We start from the raw sequence: 17,993 nt of genomic DNA, 5'->3' as shown, positions 1-17,993 counted from the left end.
TCCGATCTTTCATCCGGTAAAGGAGAAAGACCTATGAAAGATGGTTTGGAAAATGTCATCGCTGCTGAAACCCAGCTCTCGGATGTCGACGGCGAAGCCGGCCGGCTGATCATCCGCGGCGTATCGCTGGATCATCTGGCAGGAAGCAGCACCTATGAGGATGTGGCCGCCCTGCTGCTGGACGGCCTGATCGAGCCGCACCTCGACGCGAGCGAATTGCGCCGCCGGCTCGGCCAGGCGCGAACGAAAGTTTTCGCCGAAGTCGAAACTGTCGATACTCGCCTACTGGCGCTGCCACCGGTCGATGCTATGCGTGCTCTTGTTGCCCGCCTACCTGATGGCGAGGATATAGATACCGCACTTCGTCTGCTTGCCGCACCCGCCGTCTTCCTACCGGCGGTTCTGAGTCTGCAGCGAGGCGAAAAGCCGGTAAAGCCCGATGCGGGTCTATCGCAATCAGCCGATACCCTGCGCATGCTCTCGGGCACGGTGCCGAGCGCCGAGAAAACCGCAGCCCTCGACACCTATCTCGTGACGATCTCGGATCATGGCTTGAACGCCTCGACTTTCGCGTCGCGTGTCATCGCCTCAACCCGCGCGGGCCTTACCTCCTCGGTGCTGGCGGCGATCAGCGCGCTGAAGGGACCACTGCATGGCGGCGCGCCCGGACCGGTGCTCGATATGCTCGATGGGATCGGAAACGAGGCCAGTGCCGGCCCTTGGCTTCGCTCCGCACTCGATCGCGGTGAGCGGCTGATGGGCTTTGGCCACCGTGTCTACCGGGTGCGCGATCCGCGTGCCGATGCCCTGAAAAATGCGTTGAAGCCGCTCGTTGCCAGCGGCCAGGTCAATAACAGCAGAATTGCGCTTGCTGAAGCAGTGGAACAGGCAGCCCTCGCGATCCTTAGGGAACGCAAGCCGGGCCGGTCGCTGGATGTGAATGTGGAATTCTATACCGCGCTGCTTTTGGAAAGCCTCGGCTTCCCCCGCGAAGCCTTCACTGGCGTCTTCGCCATCGGCCGCACCGTCGGCTGGATCGCCCATGCTCGCGAACAGGCGCTGGAAGGCCGTCTCATCCGCCCGCGCTCGGTCTATGTCGGACCTCTGCCGGAAGCGGCGTGACATCAAGAAAAAGCCGCTCCCTCGTCTTGGAGGGAGCGGCGGAGTTTTAGACCAATCGGCTCTGCTCGGTTGCCGCTTCGATGAAGCTTGCAAAAAGCGGATGCGGGTCAAGCGGGCGGGACTTCAGTTCCGGGTGGTACTGAACGCCGATGAACCAAGGATGATCAGGGTATTCGATCGTCTCCGGCAACACGCCGTCCGGCGACATGCCCGAGAAGACCAGGCCGCAATTCTCCAGCCGATCCTTGTAGTCGATATTGACTTCGTAGCGGTGGCGATGACGCTCGGAAATGTCGGTCGAGCCGTAGATATCCGAAATCTTCGTACCCTTCTTCAGCGCTGCCTTGTAGGCGCCGAGACGCATCGTGCCGCCGAGATCGCCGGCGGCCGTGCGCTTCTGCAACTCGTTGCCCTTCACCCATTCGGTCATCAGGCCGACGACCGGCTCCGGCGTCGGGCCGAATTCGGTCGATGAGGCGTTTGGAACATCGGCGAGATTGCGGGCAGCTTCGATAACGGCCATCTGCATGCCGAAGCAGATGCCGAAATAAGGCACCTTGCGCTCGCGGGCAAAACGTGCCGCATGGATCTTGCCTTCCGAACCACGCTCGCCGAAGCCGCCCGGTACCAGAATACCGTGGACCTTCTCCAGATACGGAGCTGGATCTTCCTTTTCGAAGACTTCGGACTCGATCCACTCGAGCTTGACCTTGACGCGGTTGGCGATCCCTCCGTGATGCAGCGCTTCGATCAGCGACTTATAGGCATCCTTGAGACCGGTATACTTGCCGACGATCGCAATCGTGACCTCGCCTTCCGGCGTGCGGATACGGTTGCAGACCTCTTCCCACTGGTCGAGACGCGGCTTCGGAGCCGGCTCGATGCCGAAGGCGGCGAGCACTTCGTCGTCGAGGCCTTCCTTGTGATAGGCCATCGGCACGTCGTAGATATTGGCAACGTCGAGCGCCTGGATGACGGCGGACGGACGCACGTTGCAGAACAGCGACAGCTTGCGGCGTTCGGCTTCCGGGATTTCCCGGTCGGCGCGCACCAGAAGGATGTCGGGATGGATGCCGAGCGCCTGCAGTTCCTTGACCGAATGCTGCGTCGGTTTGGTCTTCAGTTCGCCCGCTGCAGGAATGTACGGCATCAGCGTCAGGTGGACGTAAACAGCGGTGCCGCGCGGCAGATCATTGCCGAGCTGGCGGATCGCTTCCATGAAGGGCATCGCCTCGATATCGCCGACCGTGCCGCCGATTTCGCAGATGACGAAATCGTAGTCGTCATTGCCCTCGACGACGAAATCCTTGATCTCGTTGGTGACGTGGGGAATGACCTGAACGGTCGCGCCGAGATAGTCGCCGCGGCGTTCCTTGTCGATGATGTTCTTGTAGATGCGGCCAGTGGTGATGTTGTCGGTCTTGGTCGCCGAACGTCCCGTGAAACGTTCATAGTGGCCGAGATCGAGGTCGGTTTCCGCGCCGTCGTCAGTGACGAAGACTTCGCCGTGCTGGGTCGGGCTCATAGTGCCCGGATCCACGTTCAGATAGGGGTCGAGTTTGCGAAGCCGCACCCGATAACCACGGGCCTGCAGCAACGCTCCGAGAGCCGCGGCCGCAATTCCTTTTCCGAGGGAAGAAACCACGCCGCCAGTGATGAATACGTATCGCGCCATGGGAGTCACCGGATACCTTTTCAAAAACGATTCCACCAGCCCAAAAATTCTTTTCCGGAACTTTTGGTGCGTGGCGCAGGAATCTGAACAAAAGAAAACCGGCAGACCCGAGGGCCTGCCGGCGGTTTATTTTCAGGACCGGCTTATTGTCCCGTGGGGACGCCGGAAGGCTGTGCCGGCGCGGTAGCGGCCGGAGCCTCAGGCTGGGCCGGAGCCGTTGTCGTCGGAGCTGCCGGAGCGGTCGCCGCAGGGGCGCTTGCAGCCGGAGCCGGATTTGCGGGTGCTTGCGCTGCAGGAGCCGGCATTGCCGGGGCAGCCGGTGCCGGAGCGGCAGCGCCGCTGTTCGGAATGCCGCTGTTGTCGGCAGGTTGAGCCGGAGCCGGGGCATTGCCGCCGAGCGAATCGAGAATGCCGTTGCCCTGGCCGCTCGTTGCCGGAATACGGTTGAGAATGTCGGTCGGTCGGCCTTCGTAACGGGTCAGGATTCCGAGGCCGAGCGAGGTCAGGAAAAACAGCGTCGCCAGGATCGCCGTCGTGCGCGTCAGCGCATTGGCCGTACCGCGGGCCGACATGAAGCCCGATCCGCCGCCGATGCCGAGGCCGCCGCCTTCGGAGCGCTGGATGAGCACGACGCCGACGAGCGCGAGCACGATCATGAGATGGATGACAATCAATACTGTCTGCATGGGTCCAGTCCTGCCCGTCTGAGGACGGACATAAAGTAAAAATCTGGCGGCTCTTTACATGAGGTCATCTGCTATTCCAAGCCCTTCGGCCAGGAATATGCAATCGCCTCAGGCAAGCAGCGTTTCATATGCGCCGTAGATGGCGAGGAAGTCAGTGGCTTTCAAGCTCGCACCGCCGATCAGCGCGCCGTCCACATTGTCGACGGCGAGCAGCTCGCTGGCATTCGAGGGCTTGACCGAACCGCCATAGAGGATGCGCATGCCCCTGCCCTCTTTGCCGAACCGCAAGACAAGTTCGTCGCGGATGAAGGCATGGACGATTTCCACATCCTGTGCGGTCGGCGTCAGCCCGGTACCGATCGCCCAGACCGGCTCATAGGCGATAACGGTATTTTCGGCCGTCGCCTCGTCCGGCAGCGATCCCGAAAGCTGGCGCTTGAGGATATCGAGCGTCTGGTAGGCGTCGCGCTCATCGGCGGTTTCTCCGACACAAATGATCGCGATGATATCGGCCTGATAGGCAGCCTGGGCCTTGGCGCGCACCAGATGATCGGTTTCGGCATGGTTGATGCGTCGTTCCGAATGGCCGACGATCACATAGGTGCCGTAGCAATCGGCAATCATTTCCGCAGATACATCGCCGGTATGGGCGCCGCTCTGCGTCTGGTGGCAATCCTGTGCGCCGATCGCAAGCGGGCTGTCGGTGGCGAGCGCCGTCGCCACGTAGAGCAGCGTTGCCGGCGGGCAAATCAGGGCTTCGACTTTCTCCGACAAGGGAGTACTGACGCCTTGAGCAATCGCCTTGATCTGGTCCAATGAGGCACGCGTGCCGTTCATCTTCCAGTTCCCCGCCACGAGCGGGCGTACGTCAGGTGTCATGTTGCTCCTCCCAAAATCCGCCTATTCGGCGGCCTTAGCAAAAGCCGGCAGCAAAGGAAAGCGCTCCAGGTGACGTTGGGGCAATATCGGTCTTACGTGGGGTGAAATCCGCCTTTTCAGGACGCCAGTATCCAGTTCAGCACCCTGCGCCAGTCGATCATGCGGATCGGCGTGCCGTGATTGCCGCTCTCAAACAATGTGAAATGCGTCGGGTATTTTGCCTTGTCGAGCTTTTCGAACAGCGCTTGCTGGTCGGCTGCAGCATAGACGGGATCGCGGCTGCCATGGGCAAACCAGAGCGGCAGCTTCGCCTTGTAGAAAGGGCTCTTTGCAAAATCCGGGTCCGAGACGCCGCTCATGATCAGCATTCCCTTCAGCCGTTTGACACTTTCGGCATCGCGCGCGATCCCCCAGCAGATCTGGCTGCCCATAGAGGCGCAGCTCAGGATGATTGGTCGGCCGGGAGACTGTGCGCTCGCATAGCGGATCAGGCCAGCGATCGCCGTCACGCCATTGGCGTCGAACGTCCGCACTGTCGGAGAATAATAGACGCCGCCATTGCCGGCAGCGAGGTTCTTCAGCCGGTTGAAGTTGCCGCCGAACGTATAGTCGTTGGCGCCGAGCCGCCGGTCACCATCGCGGCCGTGGATGAAGATAACCGCGAAGGCGGGATTCTGTGCCGGTCCCACCCTGGTGACATCCAGCCTGATACCGTCGAGCGACAGCGTTTCATCCGCCTGCAGCTTCTTCACGCCAAGCGAGACATATTTCTGCTGCACACGCTTTTCCGGTATCTGGTCGCGCCCGTTGATGTCGCGCATCTCGTCGTATTCGATCACCTCGAACGCGCCGTCATCGCCTGTCTGAAGCACGATCTGCTTCGAAAACAGGTCGTCCTTGTAAGGCGGCAGGGCATCGGCTGCGGCGGTCCCGACCGCTGCGGACAGGAAAAAGGCCGCAATTGCAGTGATTATGGTGCAATGACTTGTGGACATCGGCATGCAGATGGTTCCCAAAGAGCTGCCGCGACTTGCCATTCGACGCCCGGCAACGCAAATCACATCTTGAAAAGCTCCGCAATTCCGGAGCGCGTCGCGTATCGGGGCGCTTTCTGTCAGAATTCCCCTGATTCGCAAACGCGATGCCGAACGCGACTATTGTGGGCCAGCGGCGGCCCGTCACGAGAATAAGATCTGAACGGTTCCATGGAAGACAGCAACGACCTTTTTTCCGGAATGCCCCTGTCGTCAAAGCAGGACCCGCAGAAGCAGGAGGAGGCTGCAAAGTCTGCCGCGCCGGCTGCAAAGCCCGCTGCGGCTGCAGCACCCGCCGCCTCCCGCCCTGCCCCGGCGACGTCGAACGGCGACGATTACGGCGCATCCTCGATCCGCGTTCTGGAAGGCCTGGAACCGGTGCGCATGCGCCCGGGCATGTATATCGGCGGCACCGACGAGAAGGCCCTGCACCACCTCTTTGCCGAAGTCATCGACAACTCGATGGACGAAGCAGTGGCCGGCCATGCCGATTTCATCGATGTGCATCTCGATGTTGAGGGCTATCTCACCGTTACCGATAACGGCCGCGGTATTCCGGTCGAGAACCATCCGCAGGTTCCCGGCAAGTCGACACTTGAAGTCATCATGACCAAGCTGCATGCTGGCGGTAAATTCGACGGCAAGGCTTACGAAACCTCCGGCGGTCTGCACGGTGTCGGCGTGTCCGTCGTCAACGCTCTGTCAGACGTTCTCGAAGTCGAGGTTGCTCGCAACCGCAAGCTCTATCGCCAGCGCTTCTCGCGCGGCCTGCCGCAGGGCGGGCTCGAAGAGCTCGGCGATGTGCATAACCGCCGCGGCACCAAGGTTCGCTTTCACCCCGACCCGCAGATTTTCGGGGATCATGCGAAGTTCGATGCAGCGCGTGTTTTCCGCATGGCCCGCTCCAAGGCCTATCTCTTCGGCGGCGTCGAAATCCGCTGGAGCTGCGATCCCGGCGTGCTGCCTGAAGGTTCCGACGTGCCCGACAAGGCAGTCTTCCACTTCCCCGGCGGCCTTAAGGATTACCTGCAGGCGACGATGGGCAAGGAGTTCACCGTTACCCGCGAAATCTTCGCCGGCAAGACCGAGAAGGCCGCAGGTCACGGAGCGCTGGAATGGGCCATCACCTGGTATGGCGGCGATCCGCAGGTTCATTCCTATTGTAACACCATCCCGACGCCCGAAGGCGGCACGCATGAGGCGGGTCTGCGCATCGCGCTGACCAAGGGCCTGAAAAGCTACGCCGAACTGACGCAGAACAAGCGCGCTGCGCAGATCACCACCGACGACGTGATGATCTCTGCCGTCGGCATGCTTTCGGTCTTCATCCGCGAGCCGGAATTCGTTGGCCAGACCAAGGATCGTCTGGCGACCGTCGAAGCCCAGCGCCTCGTCGAAAACGCGCTGCGCGATCCTTTCGACCACTATCTCGCCGACAATCCCAATGAGGCCGAGAAGCTTCTCGACTGGGTGATCGAGCGCGCCGAGGAGCGGCTGCGCCGCCGCAAGGAGAAGGAAGTCAACCGCAAAACGGCCGTTCGCAAGCTGCGCCTGCCCGGCAAGCTCGCCGACTGCTCACAGAACACCGCCGAAGGCGCCGAACTCTTCCTGGTCGAGGGTGACTCGGCAGGTGGCTCCGCCAAGCAGGCGCGCAACCGCGCCAACCAGGCGATCCTGCCGCTGCGCGGCAAGATCCTCAACGTCGCCAGCGCCGGCCGCGAAAAGCTCGGCGCCAACCAGCAGATCTCCGACCTCGTTCAGGCGCTCGGCTGCGGCACACGCTCGAAATACCGCGAAGAGGATCTGCGCTACGAACGCGTCATCGTCATGACCGATGCCGACGTGGACGGTGCGCACATTGCCTCGCTGCTCATCACCTTCTTCTATCAGGAAATGCCGGAGCTGGTCCGGGGCGGCCACCTCTTCCTCGCCGTGCCGCCGCTCTACAAGATCACCCAAGGGGCAAAATCCGCCTATGCCCGCGACGACGATCACCGCGCCGAGCTGATGGAGACGGAGTTCAAGGGCAAGGCCAAGATCGAGATCAGCCGCTTCAAAGGTCTCGGCGAAATGCTGCCCGCCCAGCTCAAGGAAACCACCATGGATCCGTCCAAGCGCACGCTGCTGCGGGTGCTGATCGACGAGGTGGATTTCGAGGGAACGCGCAACGCCGTTGACGACCTGATGGGAACCAAGGCCGAAGCCCGCTTCCGCTTCATCCAGGAGCGTGCCGCTTTCGCTGAAGATTTGGATATTTAAGCCGCAACGAATTCATCGAACTGACGAGGAACCGTTACGCTTCCGTCAAATTACCGGCGCAATAGAACGGCCGGCGCTCTGTCCTCCCGCGAGGGCACTGCAGCGCCGGCCGTTTTGTCTCAACCCTTTGCCGGATACTTGCCATGACCAAGCGTTTTCTTGCGACTGCCGCTTTCGTTCTCCTGTCCAGCACCGCCTCCGTCTATGCCACCGATATCGGCGCGACCGTGGAGACCGCCTGCCCCTTCGGCGATTGCGCGGCGGCGATCTCTCTTTCCTATCTCGGTGAATTCGTCATCCCAACCGGCCAGATGGAAAATGGCGTCGAATTCGGCGGCATTTCCGGCCTCGATTTCGATGCCGCCACCGGCCGCTATATCGCCATCAGCGACGACCGTTCCGAAAAGGCCTCGGTGCGCTTCTATGATCTCGATATCGATGTCAGCGCGAGCGGCCTGAAGAGCGTCACCATCGTCAAGCATACCACTTTCCAGGACAAGAACGGCCAGCCCTTTGCCATCCGCACCGTCGATCCAGAATCCATCCGCTTCGGCAAGGACGGGATTTACTGGGGCAGCGAGGGCGATGCCAAGGCGCTGATCGCCCCCTTCGTCCGCGTCACCTCGCCGGACGGCGCCTTCGTTCGCGAGTTCAAGCTACCGGACGGTTTTGCCCCGACCGCCGACAAATCGACCGGTATTCGCGACAACCTCGCTTTCGAGGATTTGGCTATGTCCCCGTCCGGTGACGTATTCATCGGCGTCGAAGCAGCCCTCTATCAGGACGGCCCGAACCCCAATCTGACGACCGGCAGCTTGTCGCGCATCATCCGGTATGACGGCGCGAGCGGCGAACCGAAGGCTCAGTACGTATACCCCGTTTCACCGATCCCTCAGGCTGCCACCAAACCCGATGGCGGCAATGATAACGGCGTGTCGGAAATGATCGCACTTGACGATCATCGCCTGCTCGCTGTCGAGCGCAGCTACGCGCAGGGTTTCGGCAACAACGTCAAGCTCTTCATGATGGATCTCGATGGCGCAACCGATGTTTCCGGTATCGCTTCGCTCGCCAAGAATGACCAGCACGTCGTATCAGTGCGCAAGAGCCAGGTGCTCGACCTGCGTGCCATCGGCCTGACGCCCGACAATATCGAGGCCATGGCAATCGGCAAGGCGAAGGATGGCACCGATGTCCTGATCCTCGGTTCGGACAATAATTTCTCGACCGGCCAGAAGACGCAGTTCTACGCCTTTAAGGTCAACCGCCGCCCGCAATAATATCTCAAGGATTCAGCGACCAAATAACCACGCTTTATCCGGGCGTACCTTGAAACCGCCCGGTTCATGGCCCATAAACTAGAGCAACAATAAAAAGAGGCGCGCGTGGGTGTGTTTGATCGTCAGAAAACCAATACGGAGCCGCGATGGCTGGGGCCGTCGGCGACGATACGTACGCCGCTGATACCCTCCATTTCGGCTGCGCGCTGGCTGCTCGTACTCGTCGCCGCAGCCGGCGTTTATTTCTTCTACGGCTTCGTGGTGCCGGTGCTCGCAGCCCTCGTCATCGGCTTTGCGAGCTGGCCGCTTTACCGCAAACTGGTTGCCCGCGTCGGCGGCAATACGACGATCGCCGCGACGATCGCGATCGTCCTCATCGTCACGTTCCTCGTCATTCCGATCAGCCTTGCGGTTGCCTATACGACCGGTGAAGTGCGTACATGGGTCGCATGGGCAATCCACGCCAACCGCTTTGGCGCGGAGACGCCGCAATGGATCGTCGCCCTGCCGCTCGCCGGCCCCTATCTCGACGAACTCTGGACGAAATATATCGGCAGCCCGGGTGCCATGGGTGAGCTCATCCAGGCCGTCAGCGGCGCCAATATCGGCAACATCTATCGCGCGGTCCTGGCGGCCGGCGGCGGCGTCTTCCATTTGTTGCTGACGCTGCTCTTTATGCTGATCGCGCTGTTTTTCGTCTATCGCGACGGCTTTTCCTTCACCAAGCAGATCGACATGCTCGGCGAGCGTATCCTGCCGAACCGCTGGGAGCGCATTTCCCGCGTCGTGCCCGCCACCATCAGCTCAACCGTCATGGGCATGACGCTGATTGCGATCGGCGAAGGCATCGTACTCGGCGTGGCCTATTGGATCGCCGGCGTCCCATCGCCTGTCACCCTCGGTGTGCTGACGGGTGTCATGGCGCTGGTCCCCGGCGGAGCGCCGCTCTCCTTCACGCTGGTATCCGTCTATCTGCTGGCCAGCGGCTCGCATGTCGCCGGCATCGGCCTCTTCGTCTGGGGCACGGTCGAACTCTTCATCGTCGACAAGACGCTGCGTCCGAAACTCGTCGGCGGACCGATCAAGCTGCCCTTCCTACCGACCTTTTTCGGCCTTGTCGGTGGCGTGAAGACGATGGGCTTCCTCGGCCTCTTCATCGGCCCGGTGCTGATGGCGCTGCTGGTCGCGATCTGGCGGGAATGGATACACGAAGTCCGTAGCGCCGATACGAGTCCACAGATCATCCTCGATGAACAGGCGCCGCCGGTGCAGCGTGTTGCCGAGGGCTAAGTCCGGCGAGACGCTTTGCCTAAATCAGGCCAGGCGCTTTTCCATGAAAAGGCTGAGTGGGTCCGGCAGGTAGGAGCCGAAAGGCTCGATTTCGAGGAATCCATATTTCCTGTAAAGGCCGATCGCCTCCGGCTGGTAGATGCCTGTCTCCAGACGGATCGCCACGAGCCCCTTGTCCCTGCCGAGTTCTTCAAGCCTGTCCATCAGTCGGCTCGCGACCTTCAGGCCCCTCGCCTCGGGATCGACGAACATGCGCTTGATCTCGGCCGTGCCATCACCCGCCTCGACCAGTGCGCAGCAGCCGACGATCTCGCCGCCGTTGCGCGCCACGAGGAAGCTCACCGCCGGCTTTTCCAGCGTTGAAATATCGACGAGGTGGTTGCTCTCCGGCGGATAGAGCGACTGGGCATAGGCGTCGGAGAGTTCCAGAAGACGGATCACGCCATCCTGACGCGGCGGTTCCAGAGCGATGGTGACGGGCATTTTCTTTCCTATTGCGACCAACGGCGCGAATTTTCCCGGATGACGGGGAGTTAATATCGCTGCCTTCATTCCGTTGGAATTGTGTTGTCGAAGATGGTGACACGCTCAATAGCCATGGAGGCAAAATATGCAAGCCGTCCTCATCGCCATGACGATCCTCGGTTGCGACGATTCGGTCAGCCAATGCAATTACGTGGCTACGGTCGACAAGCACTGGGAAACCGTCGTCGCCTGCGATGCCGAGGCTGAACAGCGGCTGAAAAATTATGCCAATGCTAGCTATCCGACGGTCATTGCCGTCTGCGAGGCGCCGAAATCGCTTGCTGCTGAACCGGCCAAGCCGGCGCCTGTTCAGCCAGCGAGACCTGAGGTGGTCGAACAGCGGGATGGTCTTGGCGGTTTTGTGGATAATATTGCCGGGCGCGTTCGCGCCAGCCTGCCCTCGGGCCAGGATGTGAAACACACCCTGGCAAAGCCGTTGCATTTCGTCTCCGCGAGCTATTCCTGGGCGGCGGCGCGTTTTGGCGATTAAGCCGCCGCAAGCGACGCATAGGCACGAGCCGAGCGGCGCTGTTCGGCCACATGCAGCTTCTCCACCATGTCGAGCAACTCGCCGACGGCGTCATGCTGCCCGACCCGATTGTGGAACTTTTGAAGCAGGCGTCCGCAGATGCTGCCGAGAAGCGAGGCCGACGTCTTGCGCGAAGCCTCACGCCACAGGAACGTCGCTTCCACGAAAATGATGCTGATATCGCGCGGCAGGCCTGCCGATTCATAGAGCGCGCGCACGGCATGCATGCGGCCCGTGGCGAGGATTGCCCGCACACGCCGGTCGCTGCAATCAGACAGGTTGACGATGGCGCAGGCGAAGAATTCCACCTTGCCGCAGCAGAGCGCATGCATAAGGAAGGACGGCGTCAGACGGTCGTTCAGGCGAAGATGCTCGACGAGGTCAGGCACTTCGATCGGCGCGATATCGCCGGCAATGGAAACGATTGCCGCTTCCGTCGCCTCGCGGCTGATGCGCTGCAGCCTCTGCAGGCCAATCGCGGCCAGCGCCAGCGGCAAGTCGACCAGCGCATTGCTGACATGCTGTGTCAGGAGCTGGCGGGCGTCGGCCGGCAAGTCGATGCGGTCGAGAAGCAGGTTTCTAATGTCGCTGACATCGCCGAGCCGCTCGGCAATCCGCTTCAGGGATTGGGTGGAAATCGAGGCGCCGTCATTTTCCAGGAGGCAGAGAACTTCGTCCTCGTCGCCGACCTCGGCGAGCGCTGCGGAAACCGGGCGGGTCACATGGGCACGCGCGGCAATCAGCATCCGCGTTGTGCCGCTGCCGCGTGCTGCGAGGTCGACGAGATCGGCATCCGTCAACAGCGGCGAGCAGGTCACCGCGTGGCAGGCAATTTCCGGCTGGTCCTCGGCGAGCGAAAGAATGATGTTGCGCGGCGCATGCGGCGCCCAGGCGATCGCTTCGGCGAGCGCAAGCCGTACACGCGGCGACGGATCGTCGAGCAGATAGGTCATCGCCTTTTCAGCAGCGTCGCGCCGTTCGTCCGACATTTCGGATTTCAGATAGACGCGTCCGAGGGCACTTGCAGCGGCCGCCCTGTCAGCCGTCTTGGCCGTTTCGACCCAACGAAGAAATGCCTCAATGATCACGAGCACGCCCCAGCACTGAACGCGATTCCTTCGCGCCTCATTCAATACAGGGACGGTAGCCGGAAAAAGTTTATGATTGGTTCACCATATTCGTTAGGATTTGTCCGGCCTTACGCGGCAGCCGTCAGACCTTCGGCCTGAACATTTCGAAGACTTCACTGCCCTCGCAATAATCCATATAGCCCATGCGCGCGACCGGCCGCGCCAGCGCCATATCGAGCCGCCCGTCGCTGAGGATGGCCTCATCGATATGGATGCCGACGACCTGCCCGAAAACGAAGACGTTCTCGGTCGGCTCGCCGGACAGCGTCTTCGGCTCGATGATCTCGGTCACCTTGCATTCCAGCACGGCGAAAGCCTCGGCCACATAGGGTGCATCGATCAACTCGGCCTGCTTCGGCGTCAATCCTGCATACTCGAATTCGCTCGTTCCGTAAGGCACCGCTGCCGAAGTGAAGTTCATCTTCTCCGCAAGATTGCGGCTGACGAAATTACAGGTGAAGACACCGGTCTCCCTGGCATTTCGCTGGCTGTGTTTGTGCCCGCTCGACGAAAACATCACCAGCTTCGGCTTGTCGGCAACCGCGTTGAAGAAGGAATAGGGCGCGAGATTGATCGACCCATCCCTGCCCTTGCTGCCGATCCAGCCGATCGGGCGCGGCGCGACGATCGCCTTGAAGGGATCGTGCGCCAGCCCGTGCCGGTTGGTATCCGTCGTATAGAACATCAGCCTTCCCCGCCGACCCAGGTGACGGTCTCGGTGAGTTCAGGGCGCGGACGCTCGACGGCCGGGAACGTGGTCGAGCCGATATGGATAAAGCCGGCAATTTTCTCGCCCGGCTGGACGCCAAGCAGCGGATAGGCACGCTCGTCGAAGGCGAACCATTCCGTCAGCCAGTTGGCGACATAGCCATGCGCATTGGCAGCCAAAATGACATTGAAGCATAGCGCGCCCACCGACATGATCTGCTCCCATTCCGGGATTTTGAAATGCGGAGCGGCCTTGCTGACCACGCCGATGACGACGGGTGCGCGGGTAAAGCGGGTGCGCTCGACCTGGATCATCTCGTCCGAAAGGTCGGGCTTGGCTTCCAGCGCGAGCTTCAGCAGCTCTTCGCCAAGCCGCACGCGCTCCTCGCCACGATAGACGATGAAGCGCCAGGGCGCGATCTTGCCGTGGTCGGGAACGCGCGACGCGAGACGCAGGATCTCCTCGATTTCGGCCTTTTCCGGCCCCGGTTCGCACATCTGGAAAGCCGGGATGGAACGACGCACAGAGAGATAGTCGATCAGCTTGATATCGGATTTCATACGGGAGAAACTCTCATTTGTATGCAGAGGATGGCCAGAGGTCTTGAATTTGCCATGGCATTGGTCTTGAAGTGGACTCTGCGATTTCAGAAGTCAATCGGTTCACGAACAGGATGTTTGGCATTTTGCCTTTTGCACGGATCGGCCTTGCTCTTGCCCTTGTCATGCTGACGCCGTTTGGCGCTGCTGCCCAGGATGCCTTCAAGGAATTCAAGCAGCTCGAATCGACGCCGAAAATGCCAAAGCTCAACGCGTTCATTGCGCCGGGAACGGCACAGGAAGGCATGCACCTGCGTGACGTTTCGCTGGAAGCGAAGCTGACGGCCGATGGGGCGCCGGTGGAAGATGGTCTTTCCTGGTATGTATTCAGCCCGGTTGCCGGAACCGACGGCAAGCTGCCGCTGATTGCAAGTTCTCGGGGCGGCACCGCGGCATTCCAGCTCGCTGCCGGCGATTATTTCGTCAACGTCTCCTTCGGCCGCGCCGGTGTCACCAAGAAACTGACGGTGCCGGATGAGGGCGAAGTCGACAAGCAGGTCATGGTGCTCGATGCCGGCGGCCTGTTGCTCAATGCCGTCTCCGGCTCCGATGTCCGCATCCGTCCCGACCAGCTGAGCTTTTCGATCTATTCCGCGGAAGTTCGCGACGACGGCGAGCGCGGCCTTGTCATGGCCGACGTGCCGCCGAATACGGTCGTGCGCCTCAATGCCGGCACCTATCACATCGTTTCAGAATACGGCAACGTCAACGCCAGCATCCGCGCCGATATCCAGGTCGAGGCCGGCAAGCTCACCGAAGCGACGATCCAGCACAGAGCGGCACAGATCAATTTCAAGCTCGTGTCGGAAGCCGGCGGCGAAGCGATAGCCGATACCGCTTGGTCGATCCTGACGGCGGCCGGCGACAGTGTCGGCGAAAGCGTCAGCGCTTTCCCGACCATGGTTCTGTCGGAAGGTGAATATACCGCGGTCGCCCGCAACAAGGACAAGATCTTCCAGCGCGACTTTACCGTCGCTGCGGGCGTCAATACCGATGTCGAAGTCCTGATGAAGGACCAGCAGGCCCAGCAGCCGATCGCACCGGCCGCCACGGCCGTAGCGCCGGGTGGCCAGGCCGCGGCCGGGCCAAAGGGGGTGCCTCAGCCGGGCGGCGAGATCCCGCCACAGCCGCCCTTGCCGTCCTATGAAGATCTTCAAAGCGGCGACGGCGCCAGCCTCGACTGACGTCGCATCCCGAATATCAGGAAATTTTCAGCTTGCGCGCTTGAGGAAGGCCTTCTTCTTCGGCGCCATCGAGAAGACGGCCTCAAAGAGGCGAGCGAGCAGATCCTTGCGGTTGCTGCCGCTGCTCAATTCTTCAAAGGACAGGACCCTGCCCACATGCGCTGTTATCGTGCTGCCTGAAAGGCGGCGGAACTCGCGGATGAGCAGCGACAGCCGCAGCGTCATCGACACCCGGCTGGCAAGATGGAAGAGCCGGCCGTTCTGGCCCTCGAAATAAATCGGCAGCACGCTGGCGCGCGCCGCCTGGATGAGCTTGGCCGGGAACATCTTCCACGGCAGGTCCTCGGCGCGGCCGAAGCCCTTCTTGGCGGTGGCCACGCCGCCAGCCGGGAAAACCACGATCGTCGTGCCTTCCTTCAGCAGGCGAACTGCCTCGTGACGGCTCTTCATGTTCATCGCCATCGCTTCCTTGGTCTCGTCGAAGGAGATCGGCAGCGAATAGGGCGCCATTTCCGGCACCTTGAGAAGATCGTTGTGGATCAGCACCCGGAACGGACGGCCGAACTGTTCGGCAAGCGCCAGCACCGCAATGCCGTCGCCGATACCGAAAGGATGGTTGGCAACGATGACGATCGGTTCGTCCGGCACCGGTTCGAGCGGCCAGTTGCCCTTCACATCGACCTCCACATCGATGAGATCGAGCATCTTGCCGAAGACGCGGTCGCTCTTGCCAACGATATCGCTGCGCCAGATGTCATAGAGCCGCACATAACGGTCGCGGCCCGAAAGCCCCTCGATGGAGCGGATGAGCCAGCGCTTGAAGCGCGGGTCTCTTTCGTTTGCGTAGGAAAGCTCTTTGAAGCGCACTGAAATGCCTGCCGGGATGAGACCCGTCCCCTGTTTGTGGCGGCTATATTACTGCTGCATGTCAGATTTCTGACAGCGCCGAGCAGATCAATGCCGGGCGCTGTCCTTATCCAAAAGCAATTTTCAGGCGGCTTTCGCCTTCTTTGCCTCGAGCTTGCGACGGATATCGGGCGCAGTCGCCTCCAGGGCAAGGCTTTCGATCGCCGAATCCAGCGACATCGATGTCTGCTCCTGGCTGCCGAGGCGGCGGATATTGACCGTGCGCTCTTCCGCTTCCTTCTTGCCACAGACGATGATGACGGGAACTTTCGTAACGGAATGTTCGCGGATCTTGTAATTGATCTTCTCGTTACGGAAGTCGGTCTCGACATGCAGCCCGGCGTCGCGCAGCGCGTCCGCCACTTCCTGGCCGTAACCGTCGGCTTCCGAGGTGATCGTCGCGACGACGACCTGCAGCGGTGAAACCCACAGCGGCAGATGACCGGCGAAGTTTTCGATCAGGATGCCGAGGAAGCGTTCCATCGAGCCGCAGATGGCGCGATGGATCATCACGGGCTGCGTCTTCTCCGAATTGCTGTCGATATAGAAGGCGCCGAAGCGTTCCGGCAGGTTGAAGTCGACCTGCGTCGTGCCGCACTGCCATTCGCGGCCGATCGCGTCCTTCAGCGTATATTCGAACTTCGGCCCGTAGAAAGCGCCCTCGCCCGGCAGGATGCCGGTTTTGATGCGGCCCTCGGACTGAGCCTCGATCGTCTTCAAGACATCGGTCATGACGGCTTCCGCCCGATCCCAGAGCGCATCGGTGCCGACGCGCTTGTCCGGACGGGTGGAAAGCTTGACGACAATTTCCTTGAAGCCGAAGTCTTCATAGACCGACAGGATCAGGTCGTTGATCTTCAGGCATTCGGCCGCCATCTGCTCGTCGGTGCAGAAGATGTGCGCGTCGTCCTGCGTGAAGCCGCGCACGCGCATCAGCCCGTGCAGCGCGCCCGAAGGCTCGTAGCGATGCACCAGGCCAAATTCGGCGAGACGGATCGGCAGCTCGCGATAGGACTTGAGCCCATGCTTGAAGATCTGCACATGGCCGGGGCAGTTCATCGGCTTCAGCGCAAAGACGCGGTTATCCGCTTCCTTGTCTTCCGGATGCGTCATCGCATGCGCCGATTTCACGGCGAACATGTTCTCCTGGTACCAGCCCCAGTGACCCGAGGTTTCCCAGAGCGCAGTGTCGAGCACCTGCGGCGCGTTGACTTCCTGATAGTCGATCTCAAGCCGCCGGCGCATGTAGGAGACGAGCGACTGGAAGATGCGCCAGCCCTTGCCATGCCAGAAAACGACGCCCGGCCCTTCTTCCTGGAAATGGAACAGGTCCATTTCGCGGCCGAGCTTGCGGTGGTCGCGCTTTTCGGCTTCCGCCAGCATGTGCAGGTAATTGTCGAGATCGGCCTGCTCAGCCCATGCCGTGCCATAGATGCGTGACAGCATGGCGTTGTTGCTGTCGCCCCGCCAATAGGCGCCGGCGACCTTCATCAGCTTGAAGGCGGAGCCGATCTGGCCGGTGGAAGCCATATGCGGGCCGCGGCAAAGGTCGAACCATTCGCCCTGATTGTAGATCTTCAGATCCTGTCCTTCAGGAATCGCATCGACGAGCTCGACCTTGTACTGTTCGCCCTTGGCGGCAAAGACTTCTTTGGCCTTCTCGCGCGACCAGATCTGCTTGGTGAAGGGCGCGTTGCGGGCAATGATCTCCTTCATCTTCTTTTCGATCTTGGGCAGATCGTCGGGTGTGAAAGGCTCGTTCTTGGCGAAGTCGTAATAGAAGCCGTTCTCGATGACGGGGCCGATCGTTACCTGCGTGCCGGGCCACAGTTCCTGCACGGCTTCGGCCATTACGTGTGCGGCGTCATGCCGGATGAGTTCCAGCGCGCGCTGATCCTTGCGCGTGATGATCTCGATCTTGCCGTCGGTCACGGCATCGGAAAGGTCTTGTACGGTACCGTCGATCGCAATGGCGACGGCGCTCTTGGCGAGCGACTTGGAAATGGATTCGGCAACATCCTTGCCGGTCGCGCCAGCCGGGAAGCTGCGCACCGAACCATCGGGAAATGTCAGGGAAACGGATTGGGACATCGAAATTCTCCTTGTCCAGTCCCGCCAACGAATGCGGGTGGTTGAAACGGAAGCGTCATCTACTCGGGATGCGCTGCCGCCTGATACTGATATTT

Annotated in this window: 16 protein-coding genes; 6 read left to right on the top strand and 10 right to left on the bottom strand. The window is 61.1% G+C overall.

What is annotated here, in order from left to right:
- Window positions 1–33: 33 nt before the first annotated feature.
- A complete protein-coding gene (locus tag FHT87_RS21220; protein ID WP_183735047.1) occupies window positions 34–1,122 on the top strand; it encodes a citrate synthase/methylcitrate synthase in 1,089 nt (362 codons plus the stop codon).
- A 46-nt stretch (window positions 1,123–1,168) separates the two neighbouring features.
- Here FHT87_RS21220 and FHT87_RS21215 read toward each other — a convergent pair whose 3' ends face one another.
- The 4 genes from FHT87_RS21215 to FHT87_RS21200 form a co-directional block, all read right to left on the bottom strand.
- Window positions 1,169–2,797 (bottom strand): CTP synthase, encoded by a 1,629-nt coding sequence (locus FHT87_RS21215; protein WP_183735046.1) that lies wholly within the window; start codon window positions 2,795–2,797, stop codon window positions 1,169–1,171.
- Between the two features lie 143 nt (window positions 2,798–2,940).
- Window positions 2,941–3,483 carry a preprotein translocase subunit SecG gene (gene secG, locus FHT87_RS21210; RefSeq protein ID WP_183735045.1) on the bottom strand — a complete coding sequence of 181 codons (543 nt, stop codon included), beginning with the start codon at window positions 3,481–3,483 and terminating at the stop codon, window positions 2,941–2,943.
- A gap of 108 nt (window positions 3,484–3,591) precedes the next feature.
- A complete protein-coding gene (gene tpiA / locus FHT87_RS21205; protein ID WP_183735044.1) occupies window positions 3,592–4,362 on the bottom strand; it encodes a triose-phosphate isomerase in 771 nt (256 codons plus the stop codon).
- A 116-nt stretch (window positions 4,363–4,478) separates the two neighbouring features.
- Window positions 4,479–5,363: an alpha/beta hydrolase gene (locus FHT87_RS21200; RefSeq protein WP_183804747.1), complete on the bottom strand. Its 885-nt coding sequence runs from the start codon at window positions 5,361–5,363 to the stop codon at window positions 4,479–4,481.
- Window positions 5,364–5,567: 204 nt separating this feature from the next.
- On the opposite strand from FHT87_RS21200, the gene parE reads away from it, so the two are divergent.
- The 3 genes from parE to FHT87_RS21185 all read left to right on the top strand — a co-directional run bounded on the left by parE (window position 5,568) and on the right by FHT87_RS21185 (window position 10,225).
- The gene (parE, locus tag FHT87_RS21195) at window positions 5,568–7,655 is read left to right on the top strand and encodes a DNA topoisomerase IV subunit B (RefSeq protein ID WP_183804745.1); all 2,088 of its coding nucleotides are present in this window, start codon (window positions 5,568–5,570) and stop codon (window positions 7,653–7,655) included.
- A gap of 143 nt (window positions 7,656–7,798) precedes the next feature.
- Window positions 7,799–8,935 (top strand): esterase-like activity of phytase family protein, encoded by a 1,137-nt coding sequence (locus FHT87_RS21190; protein ID WP_183804743.1) that lies wholly within the window; start codon window positions 7,799–7,801, stop codon window positions 8,933–8,935.
- 105 nt (window positions 8,936–9,040) lie between these two features.
- Complete coding sequence (locus FHT87_RS21185; RefSeq protein WP_183735040.1) at window positions 9,041–10,225, top strand: AI-2E family transporter; 1,185 nt, start codon at window positions 9,041–9,043, stop codon at window positions 10,223–10,225.
- A gap of 24 nt (window positions 10,226–10,249) precedes the next feature.
- Here FHT87_RS21185 and FHT87_RS21180 read toward each other — a convergent pair whose 3' ends face one another.
- Entirely contained in the window at window positions 10,250–10,708 is a 459-nt protein-coding gene (locus FHT87_RS21180) for a GNAT family N-acetyltransferase (RefSeq protein ID WP_183735039.1), read from the bottom strand.
- 127 nt (window positions 10,709–10,835) lie between these two features.
- On the opposite strand from FHT87_RS21180, the gene FHT87_RS21175 reads away from it, so the two are divergent.
- Window positions 10,836–11,240 (top strand): hypothetical protein, encoded by a 405-nt coding sequence (locus tag FHT87_RS21175; protein WP_183735038.1) that lies wholly within the window; start codon window positions 10,836–10,838, stop codon window positions 11,238–11,240.
- Here FHT87_RS21175 and FHT87_RS21170 read toward each other — a convergent pair.
- The 3 genes from FHT87_RS21170 to FHT87_RS21160 all read right to left on the bottom strand — a co-directional run bounded on the left by FHT87_RS21170 (window position 11,237) and on the right by FHT87_RS21160 (window position 13,678).
- On the bottom strand, window positions 11,237–12,367 hold the full coding sequence (locus FHT87_RS21170; protein ID WP_183804741.1) for a DUF2336 domain-containing protein: 1,131 nt from the start codon (window positions 12,365–12,367) through the stop codon (window positions 11,237–11,239). The two genes, FHT87_RS21175 and FHT87_RS21170, sit on opposite strands and share 4 nt — an antisense overlap.
- Before the next feature lie 124 nt (window positions 12,368–12,491).
- Window positions 12,492–13,094 carry a flavin reductase family protein gene (locus tag FHT87_RS21165; RefSeq protein ID WP_183804739.1) on the bottom strand — a complete coding sequence of 201 codons (603 nt, stop codon included), beginning with the start codon at window positions 13,092–13,094 and terminating at the stop codon, window positions 12,492–12,494.
- Window positions 13,094–13,678, bottom strand: a complete 585-nt coding sequence (locus FHT87_RS21160) for a nitroreductase (RefSeq protein ID WP_183804737.1) — start codon at window positions 13,676–13,678, stop codon at window positions 13,094–13,096. The genes FHT87_RS21165 and FHT87_RS21160 overlap by 1 nt, the downstream gene beginning before the upstream one ends.
- Window positions 13,679–13,791: 113 nt before the next feature.
- Between FHT87_RS21160 and FHT87_RS21155 the strand changes: the two genes are divergently transcribed.
- Entirely contained in the window at window positions 13,792–14,901 is a 1,110-nt protein-coding gene (locus tag FHT87_RS21155) for a hypothetical protein (protein ID WP_183804735.1), read from the top strand.
- Window positions 14,902–14,928: 27 nt separating this feature from the next.
- Here FHT87_RS21155 and FHT87_RS21150 read toward each other — a convergent pair whose 3' ends face one another.
- Window positions 14,929–15,768: a lysophospholipid acyltransferase family protein gene (locus tag FHT87_RS21150; RefSeq protein ID WP_183804733.1), complete on the bottom strand. Its 840-nt coding sequence runs from the start codon at window positions 15,766–15,768 to the stop codon at window positions 14,929–14,931.
- 123 nt (window positions 15,769–15,891) lie between these two features.
- A complete protein-coding gene (gene thrS / locus FHT87_RS21145) occupies window positions 15,892–17,898 on the bottom strand; it encodes a threonine--tRNA ligase (protein WP_183735032.1) in 2,007 nt (668 codons plus the stop codon).
- Window positions 17,899–17,993: the final 95 nt, after the last annotated feature.

The sequence above is a fragment of the Rhizobium sp. BK316 genome, from assembly GCF_014193695.1.
GTDB lineage: Bacteria > Pseudomonadota > Alphaproteobacteria > Rhizobiales > Rhizobiaceae > Rhizobium.
This window is presented reverse-complemented; position numbering and strand designations above follow the sequence as displayed.

What these genes read in the sequence shown, in the direction of transcription:
- FHT87_RS21220 (WP_183735047.1), top strand. Translation starts at nt 34, where the DNA reads ATGAAAGATGGTTTGGAAAATGTCATCGCTGCTGAAACCCAGCTCTCG.
- FHT87_RS21215 (WP_183735046.1), bottom strand. Translation starts at nt 2,797, where the DNA reads ATGGCGCGATACGTATTCATCACTGGCGGCGTGGTTTCTTCCCTCGGA.
- secG (WP_183735045.1), bottom strand. Translation starts at nt 3,483, where the DNA reads ATGCAGACAGTATTGATTGTCATCCATCTCATGATCGTGCTCGCGCTC.
- tpiA (WP_183735044.1), bottom strand. Translation starts at nt 4,362, where the DNA reads ATGACACCTGACGTACGCCCGCTCGTGGCGGGGAACTGGAAGATGAAC.
- FHT87_RS21200 (WP_183804747.1), bottom strand. Translation starts at nt 5,363, where the DNA reads ATGCCGATGTCCACAAGTCATTGCACCATAATCACTGCAATTGCGGCC.
- parE (WP_183804745.1), top strand. Translation starts at nt 5,568, where the DNA reads ATGGAAGACAGCAACGACCTTTTTTCCGGAATGCCCCTGTCGTCAAAG.
- FHT87_RS21190 (WP_183804743.1), top strand. Translation starts at nt 7,799, where the DNA reads ATGACCAAGCGTTTTCTTGCGACTGCCGCTTTCGTTCTCCTGTCCAGC.
- FHT87_RS21180 (WP_183735039.1), bottom strand. Translation starts at nt 10,708, where the DNA reads ATGCCCGTCACCATCGCTCTGGAACCGCCGCGTCAGGATGGCGTGATC.
- FHT87_RS21175 (WP_183735038.1), top strand. Translation starts at nt 10,836, where the DNA reads ATGCAAGCCGTCCTCATCGCCATGACGATCCTCGGTTGCGACGATTCG.
- FHT87_RS21165 (WP_183804739.1), bottom strand. Translation starts at nt 13,094, where the DNA reads ATGTTCTATACGACGGATACCAACCGGCACGGGCTGGCGCACGATCCC.
- FHT87_RS21160 (WP_183804737.1), bottom strand. Translation starts at nt 13,678, where the DNA reads ATGAAATCCGATATCAAGCTGATCGACTATCTCTCTGTGCGTCGTTCC.
- FHT87_RS21155 (WP_183804735.1), top strand. Translation starts at nt 13,792, where the DNA reads ATGTTTGGCATTTTGCCTTTTGCACGGATCGGCCTTGCTCTTGCCCTT.
- thrS (WP_183735032.1), bottom strand. Translation starts at nt 17,898, where the DNA reads ATGTCCCAATCCGTTTCCCTGACATTTCCCGATGGTTCGGTGCGCAGC.